The organism is Xanthomonas arboricola (assembly GCF_003353015.1).
GTDB lineage: Bacteria > Pseudomonadota > Gammaproteobacteria > Xanthomonadales > Xanthomonadaceae > Xanthomonas > Xanthomonas arboricola_E.
Genome location: NZ_QREM01000010.1, coordinates 284442 through 307315 on the forward strand (window position 1 = coordinate 284442; position 22874 = coordinate 307315).

The following is a 22874-nucleotide window of genomic DNA, read 5'->3' on the forward strand; positions in this document are numbered from 1 at the left end:
TCGGTCATAGCGTGACGGCCTGGTCCTCGAGCCGTGCCAGGCGCAGCTGGAACAGCACCTTGGTCACCAGCAGACGTTCTTCGATGGGTTTTTGCACCAGATCGTTGGCGCCGGCGCGCAGCAGGTCGGACTGGTTGCGCGGATTGGTGTCGCCGGTCATCACCAGCACCGGCAGGCGACGCTTGCCGTAGGCGAAATCGATGCGGATGCGCTCGACCACGTCGCGGCCGTTGAGTTCGCCCTTCAGGGTCACGTCGGTCAGCACCACGTCGATGCGGCGCTCGGTACGGCCCAGCGATTCGGCGGTGAGCAGCGCGAAGGCATCCTCGGCGGTGAGCACATGCACCACCTTCAGGCTCTGGCGCTCGAGCATGCGCTTGGTCGCCTCGGCCACCACGCGGCTGTCCTCGATATACAGCACGGTCGCGCCGACCACCGGCTCGGGCTGCACATAGCCGCGGATGAAGGTCGCCAGGGCTTCATGGCCCAGCGCCTTGTCGAAATAATCGGTGACGTATTCGGTGAAGCGACGCTCCACCAGATGCTGCTGCGCGTCGCCGGAGACCACGATCACCGGCACATAGGCCTGGCCGGCCGCCTCGCGCACGCTGCGCGCCAGGGTCAGGCCGTCGCCATCGGGCAGCGACAACGAGGTGGTGACCAGATCCACCGCACCGGCTTCCAGTGCCTGGCGCGCCTCGGCGATGCTGGAGCAGCCGATCACCTGCACATTGGGCAGGTCGCGCTGCAACACATCGGCGATCAGCTTGCGCACCAGCTTGGAGCCATCGACCACCATCACGCGCGGCGCATCGCTGATCAGGTGCTTGAGATCCGGTGGATGCATGGCAGGCCTCAGGTCTCGGTGGGACGCGTCTGGCGAAGGAAATGGCCGGTCACCAGCCAGGCCCCCAGCCAGCCCAGGACCAGGGTGCCGACCAGCACCATCGCAGAATGCAGCAGATCCAGCCCGTGCAGGGTAAAGGAACTGCCGTAACTGTCGGCCAGGCTCGCCAACGGCGCGCGCAGCGCCAGCCCGGAGACGGCGATCAGCGCCAGCGCCACGGCGCCGGCACCGAGCCCGTACCAGGCCCCCAGATACAGGAACGGACGCCGGATGAAGCCATCGCTGGCGCCCAGCAACTGCAGCACGCCGATTTCCTCGCGCCGCGACTGGATATCCAGCCGCACCGTATTGCCGACCACCAGCACCGCGCCGATCCCCAGCAGTGCCGACAGCACCTGCACCAGCCGCTCGCCGAAACGCAGCCAGCCATCCAGGCGCTTGCGCCACAGCGCGTCATGCTGCACCTGGTCGGCCTGCGGCAAGGCCTGCAGCGCACCGGCCAGTTGCGCATCGTCGGCCGCATCGGTCGGGGTGACGATCAACAGCGTCGGCAGCGGGTTGTCGCCGAGCGCATCGATCGCCTCGTCGAGCTTTGCGCTCTCGCGCAGCTCGGTCAGCCCCTGCGCTGGCGTGCGCAGCGTGACCCGGGCAACGTCCGGGCGCGCGCGCAGTTCGCCGGCCAGCGCCTGCGCGGCCTCGGCGCCGATCTCGACCTTCAGGAACAGGTTGATCTCGCGCGACTGCTGCACGCTGCCGGCCAGCAACTTGACGTTGTCCAGCGCGATCGACAGCCCCAGCGGCAAGGCCAGCGCCAGCGCCATCACCACGATGGTCAGCAAGGTGGCCCAGGGCTTGCGCATGGCACGGCCCAGGCTGAAGGCGATGCTGTGCAGGTGGTGGTCGATCCACACGCCGAACCGCGAGGGGGCGACGGCTTCGGTATTGGCGGGCTTGCTCATTCGGCCAGATCCTGCGGCGAGATGTCGTCGACCAGCCGGCCGTGGTCCAGGATCAGCACGCGCTTGCGCATCTGCTTGAGCAGGGCCAGGTCGTGGCTGACCACCAGCACGCTGGTACCGCGTGCCGGCAGCTCGGCGAACAACTGCATGATTTCGGCAGCCAGCGCCGGATCCAGATTGCCGGTGGGCTCATCGGCCACCAGCAGGCGCGGCTCGCCGACGATGGCGCGGGCGATGCCCACGCGTTGCTGCTCGCCGGCCGACAACTGCGATGGCAGCGCCTTGTCGCGATGGGCCAGACCGATCCGCTCCAATGCCGAACGCACGCGCTTGCCGATCTCGGCACGGCGGGTACCGCGCAGGATCAGCGGCAAGGCCACGTTCTCGGCGATGCTGCGGTCGTTGAGCAGACGGTGGTCCTGATAGACCGCCCCCACCTGGCGACGATGCAGCGGAATCTGCCGGCCGCGCACCTTGAGCAGGTTGCGCTCGCCCAGCAGCACCGCGCCCTGGCTGGGACGCTCGCTGAGGTGGATCAATTTGAGCAGGGTACTTTTGCCGGCGCCGGAGTGGCCGGTCACGAACAGCATCTCGCCATCGGCCACTTCGAAGCTGACATCGGTCAGCGCCTGGTGGCCACCGGCGTAGTGCTTGCTGACGTTGTCGAAACGCAGAACGGTCATCCGGCGATTATGCCGGAGCGCCAGCGCTTGCGTCGCATCGCCGGAGCCCGGCGATGCGACGCAGGCCGCAAACGATCAGTTGCCGGAGACCAGCGAACGCAGACGACGGCCGATGCGGCTCAGCAGCGACGGGCTGCCGGACGGCTTGGCCGCACTGCGTACCGGCTTGGCGACCACCTGGGTGGGCTTGCGCGGTGCGGCAGGTGCGGGGACCGGTGTGGAGGCCACTGCCGGCTCGGCCCCTTCGACCGGGCGGCCGTTGCGACGCCGGCGCCGCTTGCGCGGTGCGCGCTCGGCATCGGCGACGACGGTGGACGGTGCATCGACCGACGCCGCGGCAACCACCGGGGTTTCGCTCGGCGCGGCCGCTGCCGGGGCTTCGCCTTCCACCCGCGGCTTGCGACGCGGACGCGGCTTGCCGTCGGCACTGCCGCCATCGCGACGACTGCCGCCACTGCCGCTGCGCGATGCGCCGCCCGGGCCGCTGCGGCCACCGCCGCGACGCTGTTCTTCGGCCGCCCGCTGTTCGCGCGCCTCGCGGAAGATCGTGCCGACGCTGTCGCCCGCGTCCTCGTCGGCCTCTTCACCTTCCACCGGCACGCGCGCGGTGCGCGGCAGCGGCGTCAGCAACTCGGAGGTCACCGGTTCGACCGGGATCTTCTGCTCGATGTAGGCCTCGATGTCCGGCAGGCTCATCGCATAGCGCTCGCAGGCGAAGCTGATCGCATCGCCTTCTTCACCCAGCCGCGCGGTGCGGCCGATGCGGTGCACGTAGTCTTCCGCATCGAACGGCAGGTCGTAGTTGTAGACGTACTTGACCCCGTCGATATGCAGGCCGCGCGCGGCCACGTCGGTGGCGACCAGGATCTCGAGCTGGCCCTTCTGGAAGCGGTTGAGCAGCGACTCGCGCTTCTTCTGCGGCACATCGCCCGACAGCACGCCGACCCGGTAGCCATGCCGCTCCAGCGTGCGCGCCACCCGCTCGACGAACGCCTTGGTATTGACGAACACCATGGTGCGCGCGCCTTCGCTGCGCGACAGCAGGCCCAGCAGCAGCGTCTGCTTCTCTTCGTCGGACGGGAAATAGATGCGCTGGCGCACCCGTGCGGCGGTGATGCTCTCGGTCTCGACGACCAGCTTTTCCGGCTCGTTCATGTGCTCGTAGGCGAGCTCGAGCACGCGATGGCTGAGCGTGGCCGAGAACAGCAGGGTCTGCCGGGTGCCGCGCTCGGGCATGCGCCGCAGCAGGAAGCGGATGTCCTTGATGAAGCCCAGGTCGAACATGCGGTCGGCTTCGTCCAGCACGCAGATCTCGCAGGCGTGCAGCGAGACCACCTTGTGCTGCTTGACGTAGTCGATCAGCCGGCCCGGGGTGGCGATGATCACGTCCACGCCCTGCTGCAGCAGCTCGCGCTGCTTGTCGTAGTCCACCCCGCCATAGACCAGCGCAAAGCGCAGGCCCAGGTCGGCGCCGAACTTGACCGCGTCCTTGTGGATCTGGATCGCCAGCTCGCGGGTCGGGGCCAGGATCAGCGCGCGCGGGTCTTCCGGCTTGCGGTCGGCCAGCGCCGGGCGGATCAGCAGGCGGTTCATCACCGCCACCAGGAATGCCAGGGTCTTGCCGGTGCCGGTCTGGGCCTGGCCGGCGACGTCGCCGCCCGGCAGCGCGACCGGCAGGGTCAGCGCCTGGATCGGGGTACAGCGGGTAAACCCGGCGCTCTCCAGCCCGGCGATCAGCGCCGGATGCAGGTCGAACGTGGAAAAAGTCAAATCGGTCAGCGGTTTGTCGCTCATTATTCCGTCTTCGTGAGGCGCCCTGGGCAGCCCGGGCGCGGCTTGCATCGATGCCGACAGCGTCGCAAACTGCGGCTGTTGTGGCGGACAGCGCGGCTTCAGGACTGACACTTGATTCAGTCGCGCAATGCCCCAGTTTAACGCAATGTAGCGGCCTGCCCGTTCGGGCGGGCCGTTTTGGTTTCCAGGAGACCCAACGTGAGCGACAAGGTTCAACATGTCGGCGATGCCGACTTCGACACAGCTGTACTGCAATCCGGCGAACCGGTACTGGTGGATTTCTGGGCCGAATGGTGCGGACCCTGCAAGATGATCGCCCCGGTGCTGGACGATCTGGCCGATACCTACCAGGGCAGGCTCAAGGTTGCCAAGGTCAATGTGGACCAGAACCGCGCCCTGGCCATCAAGTACCACGTGCGCTCGATCCCGATGCTGTTGCTGTTCAAGGATGGCGAAGTGCAGGCCACCCAGATCGGTGCGGTTGGCAAGGGCCAGCTGACCCAGATGATCGACAAGACCCTGGGCGGCGCGGCTGCCTGAGCGGGTGGGCGTCCAGCGATGGGCGCCCGATGATGCGCCGGCAGTTAAACCCTGCTGCGGCAGGCGCTTGCGCGGTTGCGCGCAGCGGTGATAGTGTCAGTCGATCCGGAGCACGTTCGTGCGCCGACGTACCCCTCTAGAAACCTCTTCTAGACTCCCATCACCTAAAGTTCGCCCCCCAGCCGGGCGCTCGCACTCTTAGCGAGGAATCACGCACTTGTCCGATCATCCTTCCTCCGATACCGGGAGCAGCGTCGACGCTCCTGTCGAGAAGCGCGTGCGCAAGCCGCGCGTGAGCAAGACCGCCGCTGCCACCGACGACGGTGGCGCGCAGCAGCCCAACCTGCCCTTGCCCGCCAGCCCCGCACCCGACGCTCCACGTGCCCCGCAGGCACCGTCGCACGCTGCCGACCCGGCACCGGTGCAGACGTCCGGCGATGGCGCCTCCCATGCCGGTCACGCCCCCAGCGCCAACCAGGGCAACCAGGGCGGCGACGCCCATGGCGACTCCCGCGAGGGTGGCCAGACCCAGCAGCAGCGCTTCAACCAGGCGCAGCAGCAGCAGAACCAGAATCAGGCACAAAGCCGCGGTCAGGGCCAGAACCAGGGCCAGTCCCAGGCGCAAGGCCAGGGCCAGGGCCAGGGCCAGGACCAGAATGGCGGCCAGAATCAGCAAGGCCAGGGCCAGGGGCAGAACCAGCAGGGCAACCGCCGTGACCGCTTCCGCAACCGCCGCGACCGTGGCCGCGACCGTTTCGGCAACGAGGGCGGTGGTGGCATGCCGTCGTCCGATGGCAGCAACGAGCCGTTCATCGCGCGTCCGCATCCGGCCGTGCCGGAAGGCTTCCCGGTCTATTCGCTGAGCGATCTCAAGCGGATGCCGGCGCAGAAGCTGCTGGATATCGCCGACCAGCTCAACATCCAGGAAGGCGTGGCGCGCGCGCGCAAGCAGGATGTGATCTTCGCCCTGCTCAAGGTGCTGACCCGCCACGGTGAAGGCGTTGCCGCCGACGGCGTGCTGGAAATCCTGCCCGACGGCTTCGGCTTCCTGCGTGCCGCCGAAGCCAGCTACCTGGCCGGCCCGGACGATACCTACATCTCGCCCAGCCAGATCCGTCGCTTCAACCTGCGCACCGGCGACCACCTGTCCGGCCGCATCCGCTTCCCGAAGGACGGCGAACGCTATTTCGCGCTGTCGATCGTCGACACCATCAATGGCGAGCCGCTGGAAGCCAGCAAGAACAAGGTGCTGTTCGAGAACCTGACCCCGCTGTTCCCGCGCCGGCGCTTCCGCCTGGAACGCGGCGACGGGTCCACCGAGGACATCACCGGCCGCATCCTCGATCTGATGGCGCCGCAGGGCAAGGGCCAGCGTGCGCTGATCGTCTCCCCGCCCAAGGCCGGCAAGACGATGATGATGCAGCAGGTGGCCACGGCCATCACCACCAATCACCCCGAAGTGCACATGATCGTGCTGCTGATCGACGAGCGCCCGGAAGAAGTGACCGAAATGCAGCGCACCGTGCGCGGCGAGGTCATCTCCTCCACCTTCGACGAACCGGCCGCGCGCCACGTGCAGGTCGCCGAGATGGTGATCGAGCGGGCCAAGCGCCTGGTCGAGCACAAGAAGGACGTGGTGATCCTGCTCGACTCGATCACCCGCCTGGCACGCGCCTACAACAACGTGGTGCCCAGCTCCGGCAAGGTGCTCACCGGCGGTGTGGACGCCAACGCGCTGCACCGTCCCAAGCGCTTCTTCGGTGCGGCCCGTAACGTCGAGGAAGGCGGCTCGCTGACCATCATCGCCACGGCGCTGGTGGAAACCGGCAGCAAGATGGACGAGGTGATCTACGAAGAGTTCAAGGGCACCGGCAACAGCGAAGTGCACCTGAACCGTCGCATCACCGAAAAGCGCGTGTATCCGGCGATCGACATCAACCGCTCGGGCACGCGTCGCGAAGATCTGTTGATCGAACCGGAGCTGCTGCAGAAGATCTGGATCCTGCGCAAGCTGCTGCATCCGATGGACGAAATCGCAGCGATGGAATTCCTGCTGGACAAGATGAAGACCACCAAGTCCAACGACGAGTTCTTCAGTTCGATGAAGCGCTGAGTCGCTCGGCGTTTTCGACAAGAAAAAGCCCCGCATCGCGGGGCTTTTTTGTGGGCGCGGCGTCCGCGCACAAGCGCACCGGGTTGTCGCCGCGCAGGCATAGGGCGACTAGGCCAGCCGACGCGAGTCCGCATAGGGCGGCGTGTCCGGATAATCATCCTCGCGCAACCGGGTTTGCAGGTCGCGCCACCATTGCGGGTCGAACAGCTGCGGATGCAGGTGCTTGACCGCTTGCAGCTGCGAGGGCGGCAGGCCCATGAACAGTGCAAAACGCTCGGGAAACACATCGCGTGGGCCGACATGGAACCAGGGTTCGGCAGCCATCTGTTCTTCGTAGGTGGTGGGCGTGGGCCAGTCGCGGAAGGTGCATTCGGTGATCAGGCACAGCTCGTCGTAGTCGTAGAACACCGCGCGCTGATGACGGGTGATGCCGAAGTTCTTCAGCAGCATGTCGCCGGGAAAGATGTTGTTGCGCGCCATGTCCTTGATTGCCTGGCCGTAGTCCAGCGCAGCCGCATGCGCGGCCTCGGGCAGTTGTTCGCGCAGGTAGAGATTGAGCGGGCGCAGGCGGCGCTGCACGTAGCACAGCGCGATCAGCACGTCCTGGCCATCTTCGCTCAGACTCGCGGCACAGCTGGTCTGCAGCTCTTCCAGCAGCGCGGGCGCGAAACGCGATTTGGGAAAGCGCAGGAAGCGATACGGCTGCGCGTCCAGCAGGCGGCCGATGCGATCGAGCTGGAACACCAGCTCGTACTTGCCCTCCACCTGCGCGCGGCTCATGGTCTTGGGGTAGGCGAAGCGGTCGCGAATCAGCTTGAACACCAGCGGATAACTGGGCAGCGTAAACACCACCATGACCATGCCGGGCGTGCCATCGGCATGCACCAGCTGCTCGGCCGGATGTGCCTGGAAATGGCTGAAAAAGGTGCGATAGCGCTCGGTCTTGCCCTGCTTGGCGCGCCCGAGCATCGTGTACAGCTCGTCGACCGGCTTGTGGGTGAGCAGGCTGCGCAAGAACACCACCGCATCGCCGACGGTGGACAGATCGGCCTGGAAGTAACTGCGCGAGTTGCTGAACAGTTGCGCGACATCGCTGCGCCGGGTCAGCACCGCTTCGGCGCGCAGGCCGGCGTCGTCGTTGACCAGGGCGATGACGCAGGGCGAGAAGCGATGTTCGCCGAACACCCGGCCGACCAGGTAGGCGCGGCGCTCGCGATAGAACACGGTCTCCAGCAGTTCCACGCTGCGCACCGGGTGCTCGCCCCAGTGCGCAAGATCGTCGAGCAGGCGCACCGCGATCGCCGCTGCGCAGCGGGTGCGATGCGCATACGGCACGTCGAAGGAATAATCGCCGAGCACGCGCACCAGCATGTCGGTCAGCCGGCCGGGCGAGACCGCGTAGGTATGCCGCGCCACCGGCACGGTGATCGCATCGGTCGGCTCGATATCCAGCGCGATGAATTCGATCTCCGCATCCACGCCGTGGGTGCCGAAGTAACGCCGGGTCAGGGTGTTGTAGAAGGTCTTGTACAACTCCTGATCGATCAACCCGGTCAGCAGCGCGGCGTAATGCTCGCGTGCGCGCATCCACAGCGCGCGATCGTGCGCCTGCCCCAGCAATACCGCGCGCAGGCGCAGCATGCATTCGCTGATGTACTGGTCGTAGAGCGCGATCCGCGCCACCGCATCCTCGCGTGCGCCGCTCCAGTCGCGCGTCTCGAAGCGCTGCTTGGCGCGTGCGGTGATCTCGGCAAACCGGGCGTGGTAGTCCTCGAAGGCCTCGTACACGGCATGGGCAATCGCCAACGCGCGGCGCTCGGACTGCGGCGGTAACGGAAGTGGGCTCATGGCGGCAGTGTACCCAGCGTGGGGCGTCGGACGACACGCAATGTCGCAAGTGGCCTCGGCAGCATTACGACCTCGCTGAAGATACGATCCTGGCAAACGTACGGCAACGGGCGCGACTGCACGCGGGAAATCCAGCCGGTTCTGGCAAACGTACGGCAACGGCCGCGACTGCGCGCGGGAAGTCCAGCCAGTTGACGCACTTGCCACAGAGAGAGATTCGTCAGGGACCTGCAGACACCGCATATGCTATTTCTGGCTTCAGGGTTTTCTGGAGCAACAGAAAGCTTGTGCTCTTTCCACTGGCCTGGCCTTTCTTGAGGACGCGCGACCCAGCCTTGCTGGAACCAGGCAGCGGCGCAATCGCGGGGCGTCGTTACGCTTTCTTCCATCGGCTGCAGGCCAGAGTTTGTCAGGATCTGTACAGACACCGGGCAACGCAGATGCTGCCATCAGACCCTTCACGCATACCGATCAGTAGCATCGTCGGTAACGTGGCGCGCTACCGCTGTTGATACAGGATCAGGCGATGTTGTTGCGCCAGGCAGACACGTCGTGTCTGGCGCCACTGTTTCCCGACAAAGCCGCAACAATGCAATGACAAGGAATACGCATGCAGTTGTTGGTCCTGAGCGAGGTACAGATCTATGGTGATGCGCTCGATTCACTGCTGCGTACCGCACAGGCACAGATCACAGTGACCCTGGCCACCAGCATCGGCGGAGCCGTCATAGAAATGGAAAAGCGTGCAATGGATGCCGTGCTGCTGGATGTGGGCGCCGATGGCGTTCTGCCAAGCCTGTCAGCGCTCAGGCGTCGTTGGCCACAGACCTTGATGGTGGCATTTGGATTAAGTTCTTCCAGTCAGGAGGTGATCTGCAACGGCGCAAGCATGAATTACATCTTTGGCCGTCAAGTGGGCGTCGAAGAAATGCTGAGCGTCCTTGGCAACAACTTCCACGAACGTCCTCCCAACAGACGCGCCATGTCGGCCTCACCACAACCGACGATGTACCGACTCACCCCACGCGAGCGTGAGGTGGCCGACCTGTTATCGCGCGGACTGAGCAACAAGGAAATTGCACGCAATCTGCGTATCGAACTGGCTACCGTAAAAAATCACGTACACAGCGTGCTCAGAAAGACCGATGCACGCACACGCCTGCAAGCGGTGGTGAACATCGGCGCCGCTTTTTCGATGCCTTAGACCAGGGCCAGTGCAACGGGTGCAACGGTCTTGGCCACATCGAGCACGGTGTCATACCAGGCTTTATCGTAGCCTTCGTCGTTTGGCGTGCCTGCACTAACCGCAGGCGTGAAGCCCTTGGTCTGCATTGCCTGGGTCACCATCGGCAACACGATCGGCAATGCCGTGCTCACTGCCCGGCTGATGCTGTCGTACCACGCTTTTTCATCCACGCTACCCACGGCCAGGCTCTGCGCCTGCGCTGCCGGTGAAAATCCCTTGCTTTGAATCGCCTGGGTCACGATCGGCAGCACGATCGGCAGTGCCGTGCTGACCGCGCGGGTAATGCTGTCGTACCAGGCTTTCTCACCCACGCTGCCTGTGGCCGGGCCTTGCGCTTGCGGTGAAAAACCCTTGCTCTGCATTGCCTGGGTCACCATCGGCAATACGATCGGCAACGCCGTACTTACGGCGCGGCTGATGCTGTCGTACCAGGCTTTTTCATCCACGCTGCCCACGGCCAGGCCTTGCGCCTGCGCTGTTGGCGAAAAGCCCTTGCTTTGCATTGCCTGGGTCACGATCGGCAACACGATTGGCAATGCCGTGCCCACCGCGCGGGTGATGCTGTCGTACCACGCCTTGTCTACCGAAAGCGATTGGCCGGCGAGCAGGGCCGAGGAATTGAAACCACTGGAGATGGATGCGGACATGACGTTGACCTCTGAAGGATGCGAAGAAAGAGGGGAATCATTGGCAGGCGAAGAGACGGCAAGCGGGTCGAGCTTCAAAAAGCTCAACTGCCCCATTCCAGCCGGCTTGATCGGCAACTTGATTGCGGGCGTCTGCTTCACGAACAGACGTCGAAGCGTGTTTCCCGCTCCTAGGACAAGGTCGATGGATGAGCGTGCTGCGCCAGGCTGATCGACCTGATCCAGCAAGGCGTATGTAAAGGCAGACATTCCGTTGGTTTCTGGCGTGGACGCAGATGCGGTCTCATCGGCTTGTGCGGCGGATATGAGCAAGCCTTTGGACGCCGGAAGCGTGAGCGTGGTGACCGTTGCATCACCGGTGCCGGGTACATACCCCTTCGACGCAGGGGGCAGGACCAACCCGAATGGTCTGAAGGACACTGCAGTAGGTTCAAATCCTTTGGAGCTAGTTACCGGGCTCGTCGGCGCCTCGGCAGTCCAGAACTTGGACTTGACGACATGGGCAATCCTGCCGTCTTCAGCAATGAAGAGTTTCTCCAAACCACCGGAGAAGCATGTATCCAGAACGATCGTCAGCACACCATCCGGCACCGATACCATTGCAGCCGCCAATTCGGTGTCATCGAGGAACTGGCTGTCCTGCGTCACCAGCGCCTCGCGCAACTCGCCGTTGATCTGCGGCCGGTAGCCATGACCGGAGTAGAAGAACACCAGACGATCCTGCTGCGTGGCTCCATTGAACAGCCATGCAAGTCCGTCCAGAACCGCATGCTTGCTTGCCTGCTGGTCGGTCAGCGCCTTGATTTCCTGAAATGCAAATTTGGACTGCAGGTGCGTTGAAAATGCGGTTGCGTCCTGTACACAACTCGGTAGTGCATTGGTCCCTGGGTAGTTGTTGATACCAACTACAAGCGCTCGCGTTGTCATCGGGAAGACTCCCTTGTATCGCGTCGATCGTTGCCCGGCGGTTTGCCGAGTAATCCAATGCTGGTCGCGTTTGTGCGAACCGGCCATGCATCGATGGATCCGGTTTTTATCCTCCATCGTGCCCAGATCCGTGGATCCAACGACCCAGCCGAACGCTCAAGTGTGCCTAACGGCGCATTGGCATGGACGAGCACGCCAATGGTTGGCGATGGTTGGCGTTAGCGAACGCCAGGATCTGGGAAAGGCACCCGCAACGGCATACGCGATCGCACGCTGGCTGCCTTCTCATCGGTGCCGCGGAAACAGAACGACCCGCTTCCTTCGAAGCGGGTCGTGGGGACATGCATGCGGACACGCCGCCTCAGAAGGCGGCTTCAGCCATCAGGATCAGGCTTTAAGCGTCGCCAGTACGTCGTTGAAGGTCTTGCTCGGGCGCATCGCTTCGCTGACCTTGGCCAGGTCCGGGTGGTAGTAGCCGCCGATCTCCACCGGCTTGCCCTGCGCGCCGTTGAGCTCGGCGACAATCGTGGCTTCGTTATCGGTCAGGGCCTTGGCCAGCGGCGCGAACTTGGCCTGCAGCGCGGTGTCTTCGGTCTGTGCGGCAAGGGCCTGCGCCCAGTACATCGCCAGATAGAAATGGCTGCCGCGGTTGTCGAGTTCGCCGACCTTGCGTGCCGGCGACTTGTTGTTGTCCAGGAACTGGCCGTTGGCCACGTCCAGCGCCTTGGCCAGCACCGTGGCCGACGGGTTGTCGTAGCGGTTGCCCAGATGTTCCAAGGAGGCGGCCAGAGCCAGGAACTCGCCCAGCGAATCCCAGCGCAGGCTGTTCTGCTCGACGAACTGCTGCACGTGCTTGGGCGCCGAGCCACCGGCGCCGGTTTCGAACAAACCGCCACCGGCCATCAGCGGCACGATCGACAGCATCTTGGCGCTGGTGCCCAGCTCCAGGATCGGGAACAGGTCGGTGAGGTAATCGCGCAGCACGTTGCCGGTGACCGAGATGGTGTCCTGGCCCTTGCGGATGCGCTCCAGCGAGAAGGTGGTCGCCTCCACCGGCGGCAGGATGCGCAGATCCAGGCCGTTGGTGTCGTGATCCTTCAGATAGGTTTCGACCTTGGCGATGACCTGCGCATCGTGGGCGCGGGCCTTGTCCAGCCAGAACACCGCAGGCGTCTCGCTCAGGCGCGCACGTTCGACGGCCAGCTTGACCCAGTCCTGGATCGGTGCGTCCTTGACCTGGCACATGCGCCACAGATCGCCGGCTTCCACCGCATGTTCGAACACTGTGTTGCCCTTGTCGTCGGTGACCTTGACGGTGCCGGCGGCGGGAAGCTGGAAGGTCTTGTCGTGCGAGCCGTATTCCTCGGCTTTCTGCGCCATCAGGCCGACGTTGGGCACCGAGCCCATGGTGGACGGATCGAACGCGCCGTGCGCTTTGCAATTGTCGATCACGGCCTGGTAGACATCGGCGTAGCAGCGATCCGGGATCACCGCCTTGGTGTCCTGCAGCTTGCCTTCGGCATTCCACATCTGACCCGAATCGCGAATCATCGCCGGCATCGATGCATCGACGATCACGTCGCTGGGCACATGCAGGTTGGTGATGCCCTTGTCGGAATTGACCATGGCCAGGGCCGGGCGCTGCGCATATTCGGCCTGGATATCGGCCTTGATCTGCGCCTGCTGCGCTTCCGGCAGCGTGGCGATGCGTGCGTACAGGTCGCCGATGCCGTTGTTGGGATCGAAGCCGACCGACGCGAGCGCCTCGGCATGCGTGCGCAGCGTGTCCTTGTAGAACTCGCCGACCACCACGCCGAACAGCACCGGGTCGGAGACCTTCATCATGGTCGCTTTCAGATGCACCGAGAACAATACGTCCTTGGCCTTGGCATCGGCGATCTGCGCGTCGATGAAGCTGGCCAGCGCGCGCTTGCTCAGCACGGCGGCATCGACGATCTCACCTGCCTTGACCGCGACCTTTTCCTTCAACACGCTGCTGCTGCCATCGTTGCCGACGAACGCGATCTTCAACGCGCCGGCAGCGGCCACGGTGGTGGATTGCTCGCTGCCGAAGAAGTCGCCCTCGTCCATGTGCGCCACGTGCGACTTCGAATCGCTGCTCCACTTGCCCATGCGGTGCGGATGCTTGCGTGCGTAATTCTTCACCGACAGCGGCGCGCGGCGATCGGAGTTGCCCTCGCGCAGCACCGGATTGACCGCGCTGCCCTTGACCTTGTCATAGCGCGCCTTGACGTCCTTTTCGGCATCGTCCTTGGGCGTGTCCGGATACGCCGGCAGCGCATAGCCCTGGCCCTGCAGTTCAGCGATGGCGGCCTTGAGCTGCGGCACCGAGGCGCTGATGTTGGGCAGCTTGATGATGTTGGCTTCCGGCGTGGTGGCCAGCTCGCCCAGCTCACCGAGGTCGTCGGCGATCTTCTGCGCGTCGCTCAGGTGTTCGGGAAACAGCGACAGGATGCGGCCAGCCAGCGAGATATCGCGGGTTTCGACCACGATGCCGGCGGTATCGGTATAGGCATCGATGATCGGCAGCAGCGACTGCGTGGCCAGATACGGTGCTTCGTCGGTGAGCGTGTAGATGATCTTCGGTGTCTTCGACATAAGGTGCGATGGCTCGTGTGGTCGGAGGGAGCGCCGGCGGTCGCGGTACTGGCGTTGGCGTGCGCGACGCAGGTCGCTGCTGGCACGCCGATCGGCCAGCGCGTGGAACGCGGCGATGGATCAGCACGACATTGTCGCGTCTGAGCCGCGCCCGGGTAAAGCGACCACAGGCGGATGCTCCATCCCGCCACCCGACCAATGCAATGGATGCAGTTGTAACGACCAGGCCATCCATGCGAAAGGGCGCGACCTTGCGGCCGCGCCCTTGCTGCATCGCCCGGCGCGTCGAGCATGCCGTACTACGTGGTACCGCCATCGTCGCGTGCCTGGAAATGGCCGTTGCCGGTCATCGCTCGCATGCGATACGCGATGCACCCGATCGCTGGCGCGCTTACTTCACCGTCACGGTCTGCGGCGTACCGGCCGGCTTGCCATCCACCATTGCCTGCACGGTATAGGTGCCGGCGGGCCAGCCATCGGGCTTGCTGAAGCTCAGGTTGGTGGTCTCGGCTCCACTGGTGTTGAGCGTGGCGGTCTGTTCGCCGGCAACCTGGCCGTCCTGGTAGGTCATCTTGGCCGACACCGGGACGTTGCTGGCCGTGCCGTCGGTCTTGATCGACACGATGATGGTGCTCTTGGTCCCGATGCTGGCCGACGGCGTCACGCTCTTGTCGGCAGCGGCCTCGGTGCCGACCACCACGCTGGAAACCGCGACTGCCGATCCGGCAGTGGCAGCGCTATCGGTGCTGGCAGCGCCGGTCGCGGTGCTCTGGCCGGCCTGGTCACTTGCCGGCGGCGTTGCGGCCGGACCCGGCATCGCGTCGGTCGCGGCGCCGGAGGTCGGATCCTTGGACACGCTGTCGTCGTCGGCCTTCTTGCTGCAGCCGGACAAGGCGAGGACGCCGGCCAGTGCAATGGCGATGGTGCTGGAAACGGAAGGAGTACGCATGGATCAATCTCCGGAGATCAAGAGGAAAGTGGGTTTCGAAACGGAGGCCTGCAGACGCGCCAGGTGCGCGAGGCGAGACTCGCTCAGGATTTCGGCGGCAACTGCAGGACCTGCCCGGGAAAAATCTTGTCCGGATCCTTGAGCGTTTCGCGGTTGGCCTCGAAAATACGTGGCCACGCATTGCCGTCGCCGTAATGGCGCTTGGCGATGCTGGACAGGCTGTCGCCCGCCTGCACGGTGACCGACTCGCCGACCAGTTGCGCGGTGCTCTGCACGCTGGTGCGGACGTTGGAAAAATCCGCCGCCGGAGCAACCTCTGCGGTGCTGTCGACCGAGGCGGTCACGTTGGAAAAATCTGCTTTCTTGTCGACACTCATTGCCGCAATCCCTTTGCATCACGATGGACTGCAGGGTGCGCGGTGCGCTGTTAAGCGTGGATCGCGCCACCGTGAAGCTGGCGCGATCCCGGAACGGGCGTGGTTACTGGCGCAGGTCGCGAAAGATCGACAGCGGTGTCGGCACGCTGGGCGAGCTGCGCAAGGGGTTGATGTCCAGCCCGCCACGGCGGGTGTAGCGCGCCTCGACCACCAGCCACTGCGGCGCGCAGCGGAGCAGCACGTCATTGAAGATCCGCTCCACGCATTGCTCGTGAAACTCGGCGTGGTCGCGGAAACTCACCAGATAGCGCAGCAGGCCTTCGCGGTCGATCGGCGCGCCGCGGTAGCGCAGCGTGACACTGGCCCAATCCGGTTGGCCGGTGACCGGGCAATTGGATTTGAGCAGGGCCGAACCCAGTACTTCTTCCACGACCGGGCGTGCGTGCGCCGACAGATACGCGGCATTGGGCGGGCCGTAGTCGTCGATGCTGACGTCCAGCGCGTCGATCGATTCGCCCTCGCCGACCGCATCGATCGGCGGCAGACCGAAGTCCACCGTCACATCGGCACCGGCGCGCGTGGACAGGTCGGTGGCAATGCGCGTGCGCACCGCTTCGGCACTGTTGAAACGAGTGGCATTGAGCGAATTGAGATACAGCTTGAGCGACTTGGATTCGATCAACGACGGCGAATCGCAGGGCACGTGCAAGGTGGCGGTGGCCACGCACGGCTTGCCCTGTGCATCGAGCCAGCTCAGTTCATAGGCATGCCAGCGATCGCGCCCGATGAAGGGCAAGGCACCGCGCAGGCCGATCGCCTCGCGCCCGGCCACGCGCGGGATCGGAAACAGCAGCGACGGGTCGTAGCCACTGGGATAGGCAACCTCGCGACCGAGAGTGGAATCTTCTGGAGTATTCATTGCAGCATTTTAGGCCGGACGGGCTGGCCCTGAGGTATATGGCGAACGCGGGAGCGCGCTGCCGACGGCAGGCCGCTCCAAGCAGACCGCTGCCCGACGGATCGCCACCGGTCAACGGGAACCGTGCAACTGCACACGATTCCCCATTCCCGAATCCCGATTCCCGAATCAGCCAGCCTCCGCCTGATGCAGGTAATCCAGCGACACCTGCAACAGCGCGCGCAAGCCCACATCCAGCGACGATTCGTCGAGCAGGAACTGCGGCGAGTGATTGCTGGGCGCGGTGGCCGGGTCGATGCCCTTGGCGGTGGAGCCGACGAAAAAGAACATCGACGGCACCTGCTGGGCGTAGAACGAGAAGTCTTCGGCGCCCATCTGCAACGGCGGCTCGTAAACATTGTCGGCGCCGACCACGGCCTGCAGGCTGGGCAGCATCTTCGCCGTCAGCGCCGGGTCGTTGACCGTGGCCGGGTTGCCGGGCTGGTCCGGCACCTGCGCCTGCACGGTGGCGCCGTGGGCGGCGGCAGTGTGCTCGGCCACCGTCTTGAGATCGGCGAAGATCTGCTGGCGCATGCCTTCGTCGAAGGTGCGGATGGTGCCGACCATCTCCACGTCGTCGGGGATGATGTTGTAGCGGATGCCGCCCTTGATCGCGCCGAAGCTCAGTACCGCCGGCTGCTTGGACAGGTTGGCGCGGCGGCTGACCACGGTCTGCGCGGCGCCGATCATGTCGGCACTGGCCACGATCGGGTCGATGCCGTTCCACGGCGCCGAGCCATGCGTCTGGCGGCCGATCATCTTGATCGCGAAACGGTCCGAGGCTGCCATCAGCGGGCCACTGCGCACGGCGATCTTGCCGGCCTGCACGCTGGAGAACACATGCAGGCCGAACACCGCCTGCGGCGTGAAGTCGGCAAACAGGCCTTCCTTGAGCATCAGCGACGCGCCGCCCTCTTCGTTGCCCGGCGCGCCTTCCTCGGAGGGCTGGAAGATCAGCATCACTTCGCCCGGCAGCTGCTCGCGCATGCCCACCAGCGCCTCGGCCACGCCGAGCAGGATCGCGGTGTGGGCGTCGTGGCCGCAGGCATGCATCACCCCGACCTGCTCGCCGCGGTACTCGGCGGTGGCCTTGGAGGCAAACGGCAGCCCGGTCTGCTCCTTGACCGGCAGCGCGTCCATGTCGGCGCGCAGGGCGATCCTCGGGCCCGGCTTGCCGCCCTTGATGATGGCCACCACGCCGTGATGGGCAATGCCGGTGCGCGGCTTCAGGCCCAGCTTGCGCAGCTGCGCGGCCACCGTTGCGGCGGTGCGCTCCTCGCGGTTGGACAGCTCCGGATGCTGGTGGAAGTCGCGGCGCCACTGCACCAGCTTGGTCTGCAGCGGCGCGGCGGCGGCCTGCACCTCGGGCCGGGGCGCGGCCTGGGCGGCGGCCAGGGTGGGCAGGGCCAGCAGCAAGGCGCTGGTCAGCAGGCGGGAGTGGCGCATCGGCAATCCTCTGAAGGTGGTTGCTTAATGTAGTGCAGGCGCGCGCCCGGCGGGCTGCAGTGGGCCTCGATTCAGTCCTGCGGTCAACCGCATCGGCCCTGACGCGTTGCCGCTGCACTGCACCTGTGAACGTTGTGGTCGTTTCGCCTGGCGAGCCGTTACTTCAGTAACGCTCAATTGCCTGATCGCAACGATATGCTGCGCACAGCCGCCCCACGGTCGCACCAGCGCCCGGCCCGCCATCAGGAGTTGTCGCATGTCGCGTTTTTGGAAGATCACACTGCTGGTCGTAGCGGTGCTCGTCGTGGTGTTGGTCGCAATGCGGATGGGCGGTGGGGGCGACCACGGCAAGCAGGCAGACGCGCCGGACGGCAATGGCACCGGGAACAGCGGCCCGGTGCCGGTCACGGTCGTGGCCGCCACCACCCAGGATGTGCCGGTCTACGCCAGCGCGCTGGGCACGGTGACCGCGCTCAATACGGTCACGGTCAGCCCGCAGGTCGGCGGCCAGCTGATGAGCCTGAACTTCAAGGAAGGCCAGGAAGTGAAGAAGGGCGAGCTGCTGGCGCAGATCGACCCGCGCACCCTGCAGGCCAGCTACGACCAGGCGCTGGCGGCCAAGCGCCAGAACCAGGCGCTGCTGGCGACCTCGCGGGTGAACTACCAGCGCTCCAACGACCCGGCCTACAAGCAGTACGTCTCGCGCACCGATCTGGACACCCAGCGCAACCAGGTGGCGCAGTACGAGGCGGCGGTGGCGGCCAACGATGCGCAGATGCGCTCGGCGCAGGTGCAGTTGCAGTTCACCCGCGTGACCGCGCCGATCGACGGCATCGCCGGTCTGCGTGGCGTGGACGTAGGCAATATCGTCAGCGCCAGCTCCACCATCGTCACCCTGACCCAGATCCGTCCGATCTACGTGTCCTTCAACCTGCCCGAGCGCGAGCTGCAGGCGGTGCGCAGCGGCCAGGCGGCCGCCCCGCTGGACGTGGCGGCGCTGGATCGCGGCGATGCGCACGTGATCAGCGGCGACGGCAAGCTGGAGGTGATCGACAACCGCATCGCCGCCGACAGCGGTACCTTCGGCGCGCGTGCGATCTTCGCCAACACCGACAACGCGTTGTGGCCGGGCCAGTTCGTCAACGTGCGCCTGCAGTTGCGCACCATCTCCGGCGGCACCGTGGTGCCGACCCAGGCCGTGCAGCGCGGCCCGAACGGCGACTACGTCTACGTGGTCGGCAGCGACAGCACCGCGCAGATGCGCACCGTGGTGCAGGGGGTGGAAGTAGACGACAGCCATGTGCAGCTCACCAAGGGCCTCAAGCCGGGCGAGCGGGTGGTGACCGAAGGCCAGTTCCGGCTCAAGCCAGGCAGCAAGGTCAGTGCGCTCAAGCCCGGCGAAACCCCGCCGGAGCCGACCGAGGCCGAACTCAAGGCCGCGCAGAACAAACAGGAGCGCGGCGGCAGCGGCCGTCGCGGCGGCGGCCCGCGTTGATGCCTGCCTGACCGCTGGCGACGGGAACGCCCCGTCGCCGGTGCGCGTCGGCACCGCATGCGCCGGCATCGATTGACGTCTCCAGCAAGGACACCCCCGTGGGCTTTTCGACCATCTTCATCCGCCGCCCGATCGCCACCTCGTTGTTGATGGCGGGCATCCTGCTGCTGGGCATCCTGGGCTACCGGCAATTGCCGGTCTCGGCGCTGCCGGAAATCGACGCGCCCAGCCTGGTCGTCACCACCCAGTATCCCGGCGCCAACGCGACCACCATGGCCTCGCTGGTGACCACGCCGCTGGAGCGCCAGTTTGGGCAGATCTCCGGGCTGCAGATGATGACCTCCGATTCGTCGGCGGGCCTGTCCACGATCATCCTGCAGTTCTCGATGGACCGCGACATCGACATCGCCGCGCAGGACGTGCAGGCGGCGATCCGCCAGGCCACCCTGCCCTCGTCGCTGCCGTACCAGCCGGTCTACAACCGGGTCAATCCGGCCGACGCGGCGATCCTCACGCTCAAGCTCACCTCCGACTCGCTGCCGCTGCGCGAGGTCAACCGCTACGCCGATGCGATCCTGGCCCAGCGCCTGTCGCAGGTGCCGGGCGTGGGGCTGGTGTCGATCGCCGGCAACGTGCGCCCGGCGGTGCGCATCCAGGTCAATCCGGCGCAGCTGTCGAACATGGGCCTGACCATGGAGTCGCTGCGCAGCGCGCTGACCCAGACCAACGTCAGCGCGCCAAAGGGCTCGCTCAATGGCAAGACCCAGTCCTACAGCATCGGCACCAACGACCAGCTGGTGGACGCGGCGCAGTACCGCGAGACCATCATCAGCTTCGCCAACGGCCGCCCGGTGCGGCTGGCCGATGTGGCCAACGTGGTCGACGGAGTGGAGAACGACCAGCTCGCCGCCTGGGCCGACGGCAAGCCGGCGGTGCTGCTGGAGATCCGCCGCCAGCCCGGCGCCAACATCGTGCAGACGGTGGAGCAGATCCGCAGCATCCTGCCGCAGCTGCAGGCGGTGCTGCCGGCCGACGTGCACCTGGAAGTGTTCTCCGACCGTACCGAAACCATCCGCGCCTCGGTGCACGAGGTGAAGTTCACCCTGGTGCTGACCATCGCGCTGGTGGTGGCGGTGATCTTCGTGTTCCTGCGCCGGCTGTGGGCCACCATCATTCCCTCGGTGGCGGTGCCGCTGTCGCTGGCCGGCACCTTCGGGGTGATGGCGTTCGCCGGCATGTCGCTGGACAACCTGTCGCTGATGGCGCTGGTGGTGGCGACCGGTTTCGTGGTCGACGATGCGATCGTGATGATCGAGAACATCGTGCGCTACATCGAACAGGGCAAGAGCGGGCCGGAGGCGGCCGAAATCGGCGCCAAGCAGATCGGCTTCACCGTGTTGTCGCTGACCGTGTCGCTGGTGGCGGTGTTCCTGCCGCTGCTGCTGATGCCCGGCGTGACCGGGCGCCTGTTCCACGAGTTCGCCTGGGTGCTGTCGATTGCGGTGGTGATCTCGATGCTGGTGTCGCTGACGCTGACGCCGATGATGTGCGCCTACCTGCTCAAGCCCGACGCCCTGCCCGAAGGCGAGGACGCGCACGAACGCGCCGCCGCCGCTGGCAAGACCAACCTGTGGACGCGCACCGTGGGCGCCTACGAGCGCAGCCTGGACTGGGTGCTGGCGCACCAGCCGCTGACCCTGGCGGTGGCGATCGGCGCAGTGGCGCTGACCGTGGTGCTGTACGTGGCGATCCCCAAGGGCCTGCTGCCCGAGCAGGACACCGGCCTGATCACCGGCGTGGTGCAGGCCGACCAGAACGTGGCATTTCCGCAGATGGAGCAGCGCACCCAGGCGGTGGCCGCGGCGCTGCAGAAGGACCCGGCGGTGACCGGCGTGGCCGCCTTCATCGGCGCCGGCACCATGAACCCGACCATCAACCAGGGCCAGCTGTCGATCGTGCTGAAGACGCGTGGCGAGCGCGAGGGCCTGGACGAGGTGCTGCCGCGCCTGCAACAGGCGGTGGCCGGCATTCCGGGCGTGGCGCTGTTCCTCAAGCCGGTGCAGGACGTCACCCTGGACACCCGCGTGGCCGCCACCGAATACCAGTATTCGCTGTCGGACGTGGACAGCAGCGAGCTGGCCAGCTGGGCCGGGCGCATGACCGAGGCGATGCGCAAGCTGCCCGAGCTGGCCGACGTGGACAACAACCTGGCCAACCAGGGCCGTGCGCTGGAGCTGAGCATCGACCGCGACAAGGCCAGCATGCTCGGCGTGCCGATGCAGACCATCGACGACACGCTGTACGACGCCTTCGGCCAGCGCCAGATCTCCACCATCTTCACCGAGCTCAATCAGTACCGGGTGGTGCTGGAAGTGGCGCCGGAATTCCGCAGCAGCACCGCACTGATGAACCAGCTGGCGGTGGCCAGCAACGGCAGCGGCGCGCTGACCGGCACCAATGCCACCAGCTTCGGCCAGCTGACCTCGTCCAACTCCTCCACCGCCACCGGCGTAGGCGCGCAGAACACCGGCATCGTGGTCGGGGCCGGCAGCATCATTCCGCTGGCGTCGCTGGCCGAGGCCAAGGTCACCAACACGCCATTGGTGGTGAGCCACCAGCAGCAGCTGCCGGCGGTCACCATCTCGTTCAATCTGGCGCCGGGGCATTCGTTGTCGCAGGCGGTGGCGGCGATCGAGCAGGCGCGCCAGGACCTGAAGATCCCGACCCAGGTGCACGCGCAATTCGTCGGCAAGGCGGCCGAATTCACCGGCAGCCAGACCGATATCGTGTGGCTGCTGCTGGCCTCGATCGTGGTGATCTACATCGTGCTCGGCGTGCTGTACGAGAGCTACATCCACCCGCTGACGATCATCTCCACGCTGCCGCCGGCCGGCGTCGGCGCGCTGCTGGCGTTGATGATCTGCGGATTGAGCCTGTCGGTGGACGGCATCGTCGGCATCGTGCTGCTGATCGGCATCGTCAAGAAGAACGCGATCATGATGATCGACTTCGCCATCGATGCACGCCGCGAAGGCGCCAATGCGCACGACGCGATCCGGCGCGCCTGCCTGCTGCGCTTCCGCCCGATCATGATGACCACCGCCGCCGCCATGCTGGGCGCGCTGCCGCTGGCGCTGGGCACCGGCATCGGCTCGGAACTGCGCCGCCCGCTCGGCATCGCGATTGTGGGTGGCCTGCTGCTGTCGCAGCTGGTGACGCTGTACACCACGCCGGTGATCTACCTGTACATGGAACGTGCCGGCGAACGGCTGCGCGACTGGCGCGCGCGCCGTGCCGCCCGCCGCGACGGCGTGAACCCGGCCTCCACCTCGGAGCGCCCGGCGTGAGGACTGTTGCGGCAATCGCTGATCAGATTACCGGCGTGCGGCATCGCCTGCCCGCAGGCGCGCTCAGGCGTGGCGCTGG

The 22874-nt window shown here is 65.8% G+C and carries 16 protein-coding genes; 5 read left to right on the top strand and 11 right to left on the bottom strand.

Features of this window, described 5'->3' with window-relative positions:
- Positions 1-4 precede the first annotated feature (4 nt).
- From C0541_RS18690 to rhlB, 4 genes are all read right to left on the bottom strand, one after another.
- Positions 5-847, bottom strand: a complete 843-nt coding sequence (locus C0541_RS18690; protein ID WP_161960155.1) for a response regulator — start codon at positions 845-847, stop codon at positions 5-7.
- Between the two features lie 8 nt (positions 848-855).
- The gene (gene ftsX / locus C0541_RS18695; protein WP_115050882.1) at positions 856-1806 is read right to left on the bottom strand and encodes a permease-like cell division protein FtsX; all 951 of its coding nucleotides are present in this window, start codon (positions 1804-1806) and stop codon (positions 856-858) included.
- Positions 1803-2489 carry a cell division ATP-binding protein FtsE gene (gene ftsE, locus C0541_RS18700; protein WP_064629648.1) on the bottom strand — a complete coding sequence of 229 codons (687 nt, stop codon included), beginning with the start codon at positions 2487-2489 and terminating at the stop codon, positions 1803-1805. The genes ftsX and ftsE overlap by 4 nt, the downstream gene beginning before the upstream one ends.
- Before the next feature lie 75 nt (positions 2490-2564).
- Positions 2565-4283, bottom strand: coding sequence for an ATP-dependent RNA helicase RhlB (gene rhlB, locus C0541_RS18705; RefSeq protein ID WP_115050885.1), 1719 nt, complete (start codon positions 4281-4283; stop codon positions 2565-2567).
- A 198-nt stretch (positions 4284-4481) separates the two neighbouring features.
- Between rhlB and trxA the strand changes: the two genes are divergently transcribed.
- Together trxA and rho are read left to right on the top strand one after the other, a co-directional pair.
- The gene (trxA, locus tag C0541_RS18710; protein ID WP_010370143.1) at positions 4482-4823 is read left to right on the top strand and encodes a thioredoxin TrxA; all 342 of its coding nucleotides are present in this window, start codon (positions 4482-4484) and stop codon (positions 4821-4823) included.
- A 217-nt stretch (positions 4824-5040) separates the two neighbouring features.
- Complete coding sequence (rho, locus tag C0541_RS18720) at positions 5041-6936, top strand: transcription termination factor Rho (protein WP_161960156.1); 1896 nt, start codon at positions 5041-5043, stop codon at positions 6934-6936.
- 108 nt (positions 6937-7044) lie between these two features.
- Here the strand turns inward: rho and aceK are convergent, their stop codons facing one another.
- Entirely contained in the window at positions 7045-8784 is a 1740-nt protein-coding gene (gene aceK / locus C0541_RS18725; RefSeq protein ID WP_115050888.1) for a bifunctional isocitrate dehydrogenase kinase/phosphatase, read from the bottom strand.
- Between the two features lie 610 nt (positions 8785-9394).
- On the opposite strand from aceK, the gene C0541_RS18730 reads away from it, so the two are divergent.
- On the top strand, positions 9395-9988 hold the full coding sequence (locus C0541_RS18730; RefSeq protein WP_115050891.1) for a response regulator transcription factor: 594 nt from the start codon (positions 9395-9397) through the stop codon (positions 9986-9988).
- Here the strand turns inward: C0541_RS18730 and C0541_RS18735 are convergent.
- The 6 genes from C0541_RS18735 to C0541_RS18760 all read right to left on the bottom strand — a co-directional run bounded on the left by C0541_RS18735 (position 9985) and on the right by C0541_RS18760 (position 17953).
- A complete protein-coding gene (locus C0541_RS18735; protein ID WP_115050894.1) occupies positions 9985-11721 on the bottom strand; it encodes a caspase family protein in 1737 nt (578 codons plus the stop codon). The genes C0541_RS18730 and C0541_RS18735 overlap by 4 nt on opposite strands.
- A 270-nt stretch (positions 11722-11991) precedes the next feature.
- A complete protein-coding gene (locus tag C0541_RS18740; protein ID WP_115050896.1) occupies positions 11992-14223 on the bottom strand; it encodes an NADP-dependent isocitrate dehydrogenase in 2232 nt (743 codons plus the stop codon).
- 391 nt (positions 14224-14614) lie between these two features.
- Entirely contained in the window at positions 14615-15172 is a 558-nt protein-coding gene (locus C0541_RS18745) for a hypothetical protein (protein WP_115050898.1), read from the bottom strand.
- 83 nt (positions 15173-15255) lie between these two features.
- On the bottom strand, positions 15256-15549 hold the full coding sequence (locus C0541_RS18750; protein ID WP_115050900.1) for a LysM peptidoglycan-binding domain-containing protein: 294 nt from the start codon (positions 15547-15549) through the stop codon (positions 15256-15258).
- Positions 15550-15652: 103 nt separating this feature from the next.
- Positions 15653-16468 (bottom strand): NADPH-dependent 7-cyano-7-deazaguanine reductase QueF, encoded by an 816-nt coding sequence (gene queF, locus C0541_RS18755; protein ID WP_115050902.1) that lies wholly within the window; start codon positions 16466-16468, stop codon positions 15653-15655.
- A 168-nt stretch (positions 16469-16636) separates the two neighbouring features.
- On the bottom strand, positions 16637-17953 hold the full coding sequence (locus C0541_RS18760; RefSeq protein ID WP_115050904.1) for a M20 family metallopeptidase: 1317 nt from the start codon (positions 17951-17953) through the stop codon (positions 16637-16639).
- A 256-nt stretch (positions 17954-18209) separates the two neighbouring features.
- Between C0541_RS18760 and C0541_RS18765 the strand changes: the two genes are divergently transcribed.
- Entirely contained in the window at positions 18210-19448 is a 1239-nt protein-coding gene (locus C0541_RS18765; protein WP_115050906.1) for an efflux RND transporter periplasmic adaptor subunit, read from the top strand.
- Between the two features lie 98 nt (positions 19449-19546).
- Positions 19547-22795: an efflux RND transporter permease subunit gene (locus C0541_RS18770; RefSeq protein WP_115050908.1), complete on the top strand. Its 3249-nt coding sequence runs from the start codon at positions 19547-19549 to the stop codon at positions 22793-22795.
- The last annotated feature ends 79 nt before the right edge of the window (positions 22796-22874 follow it).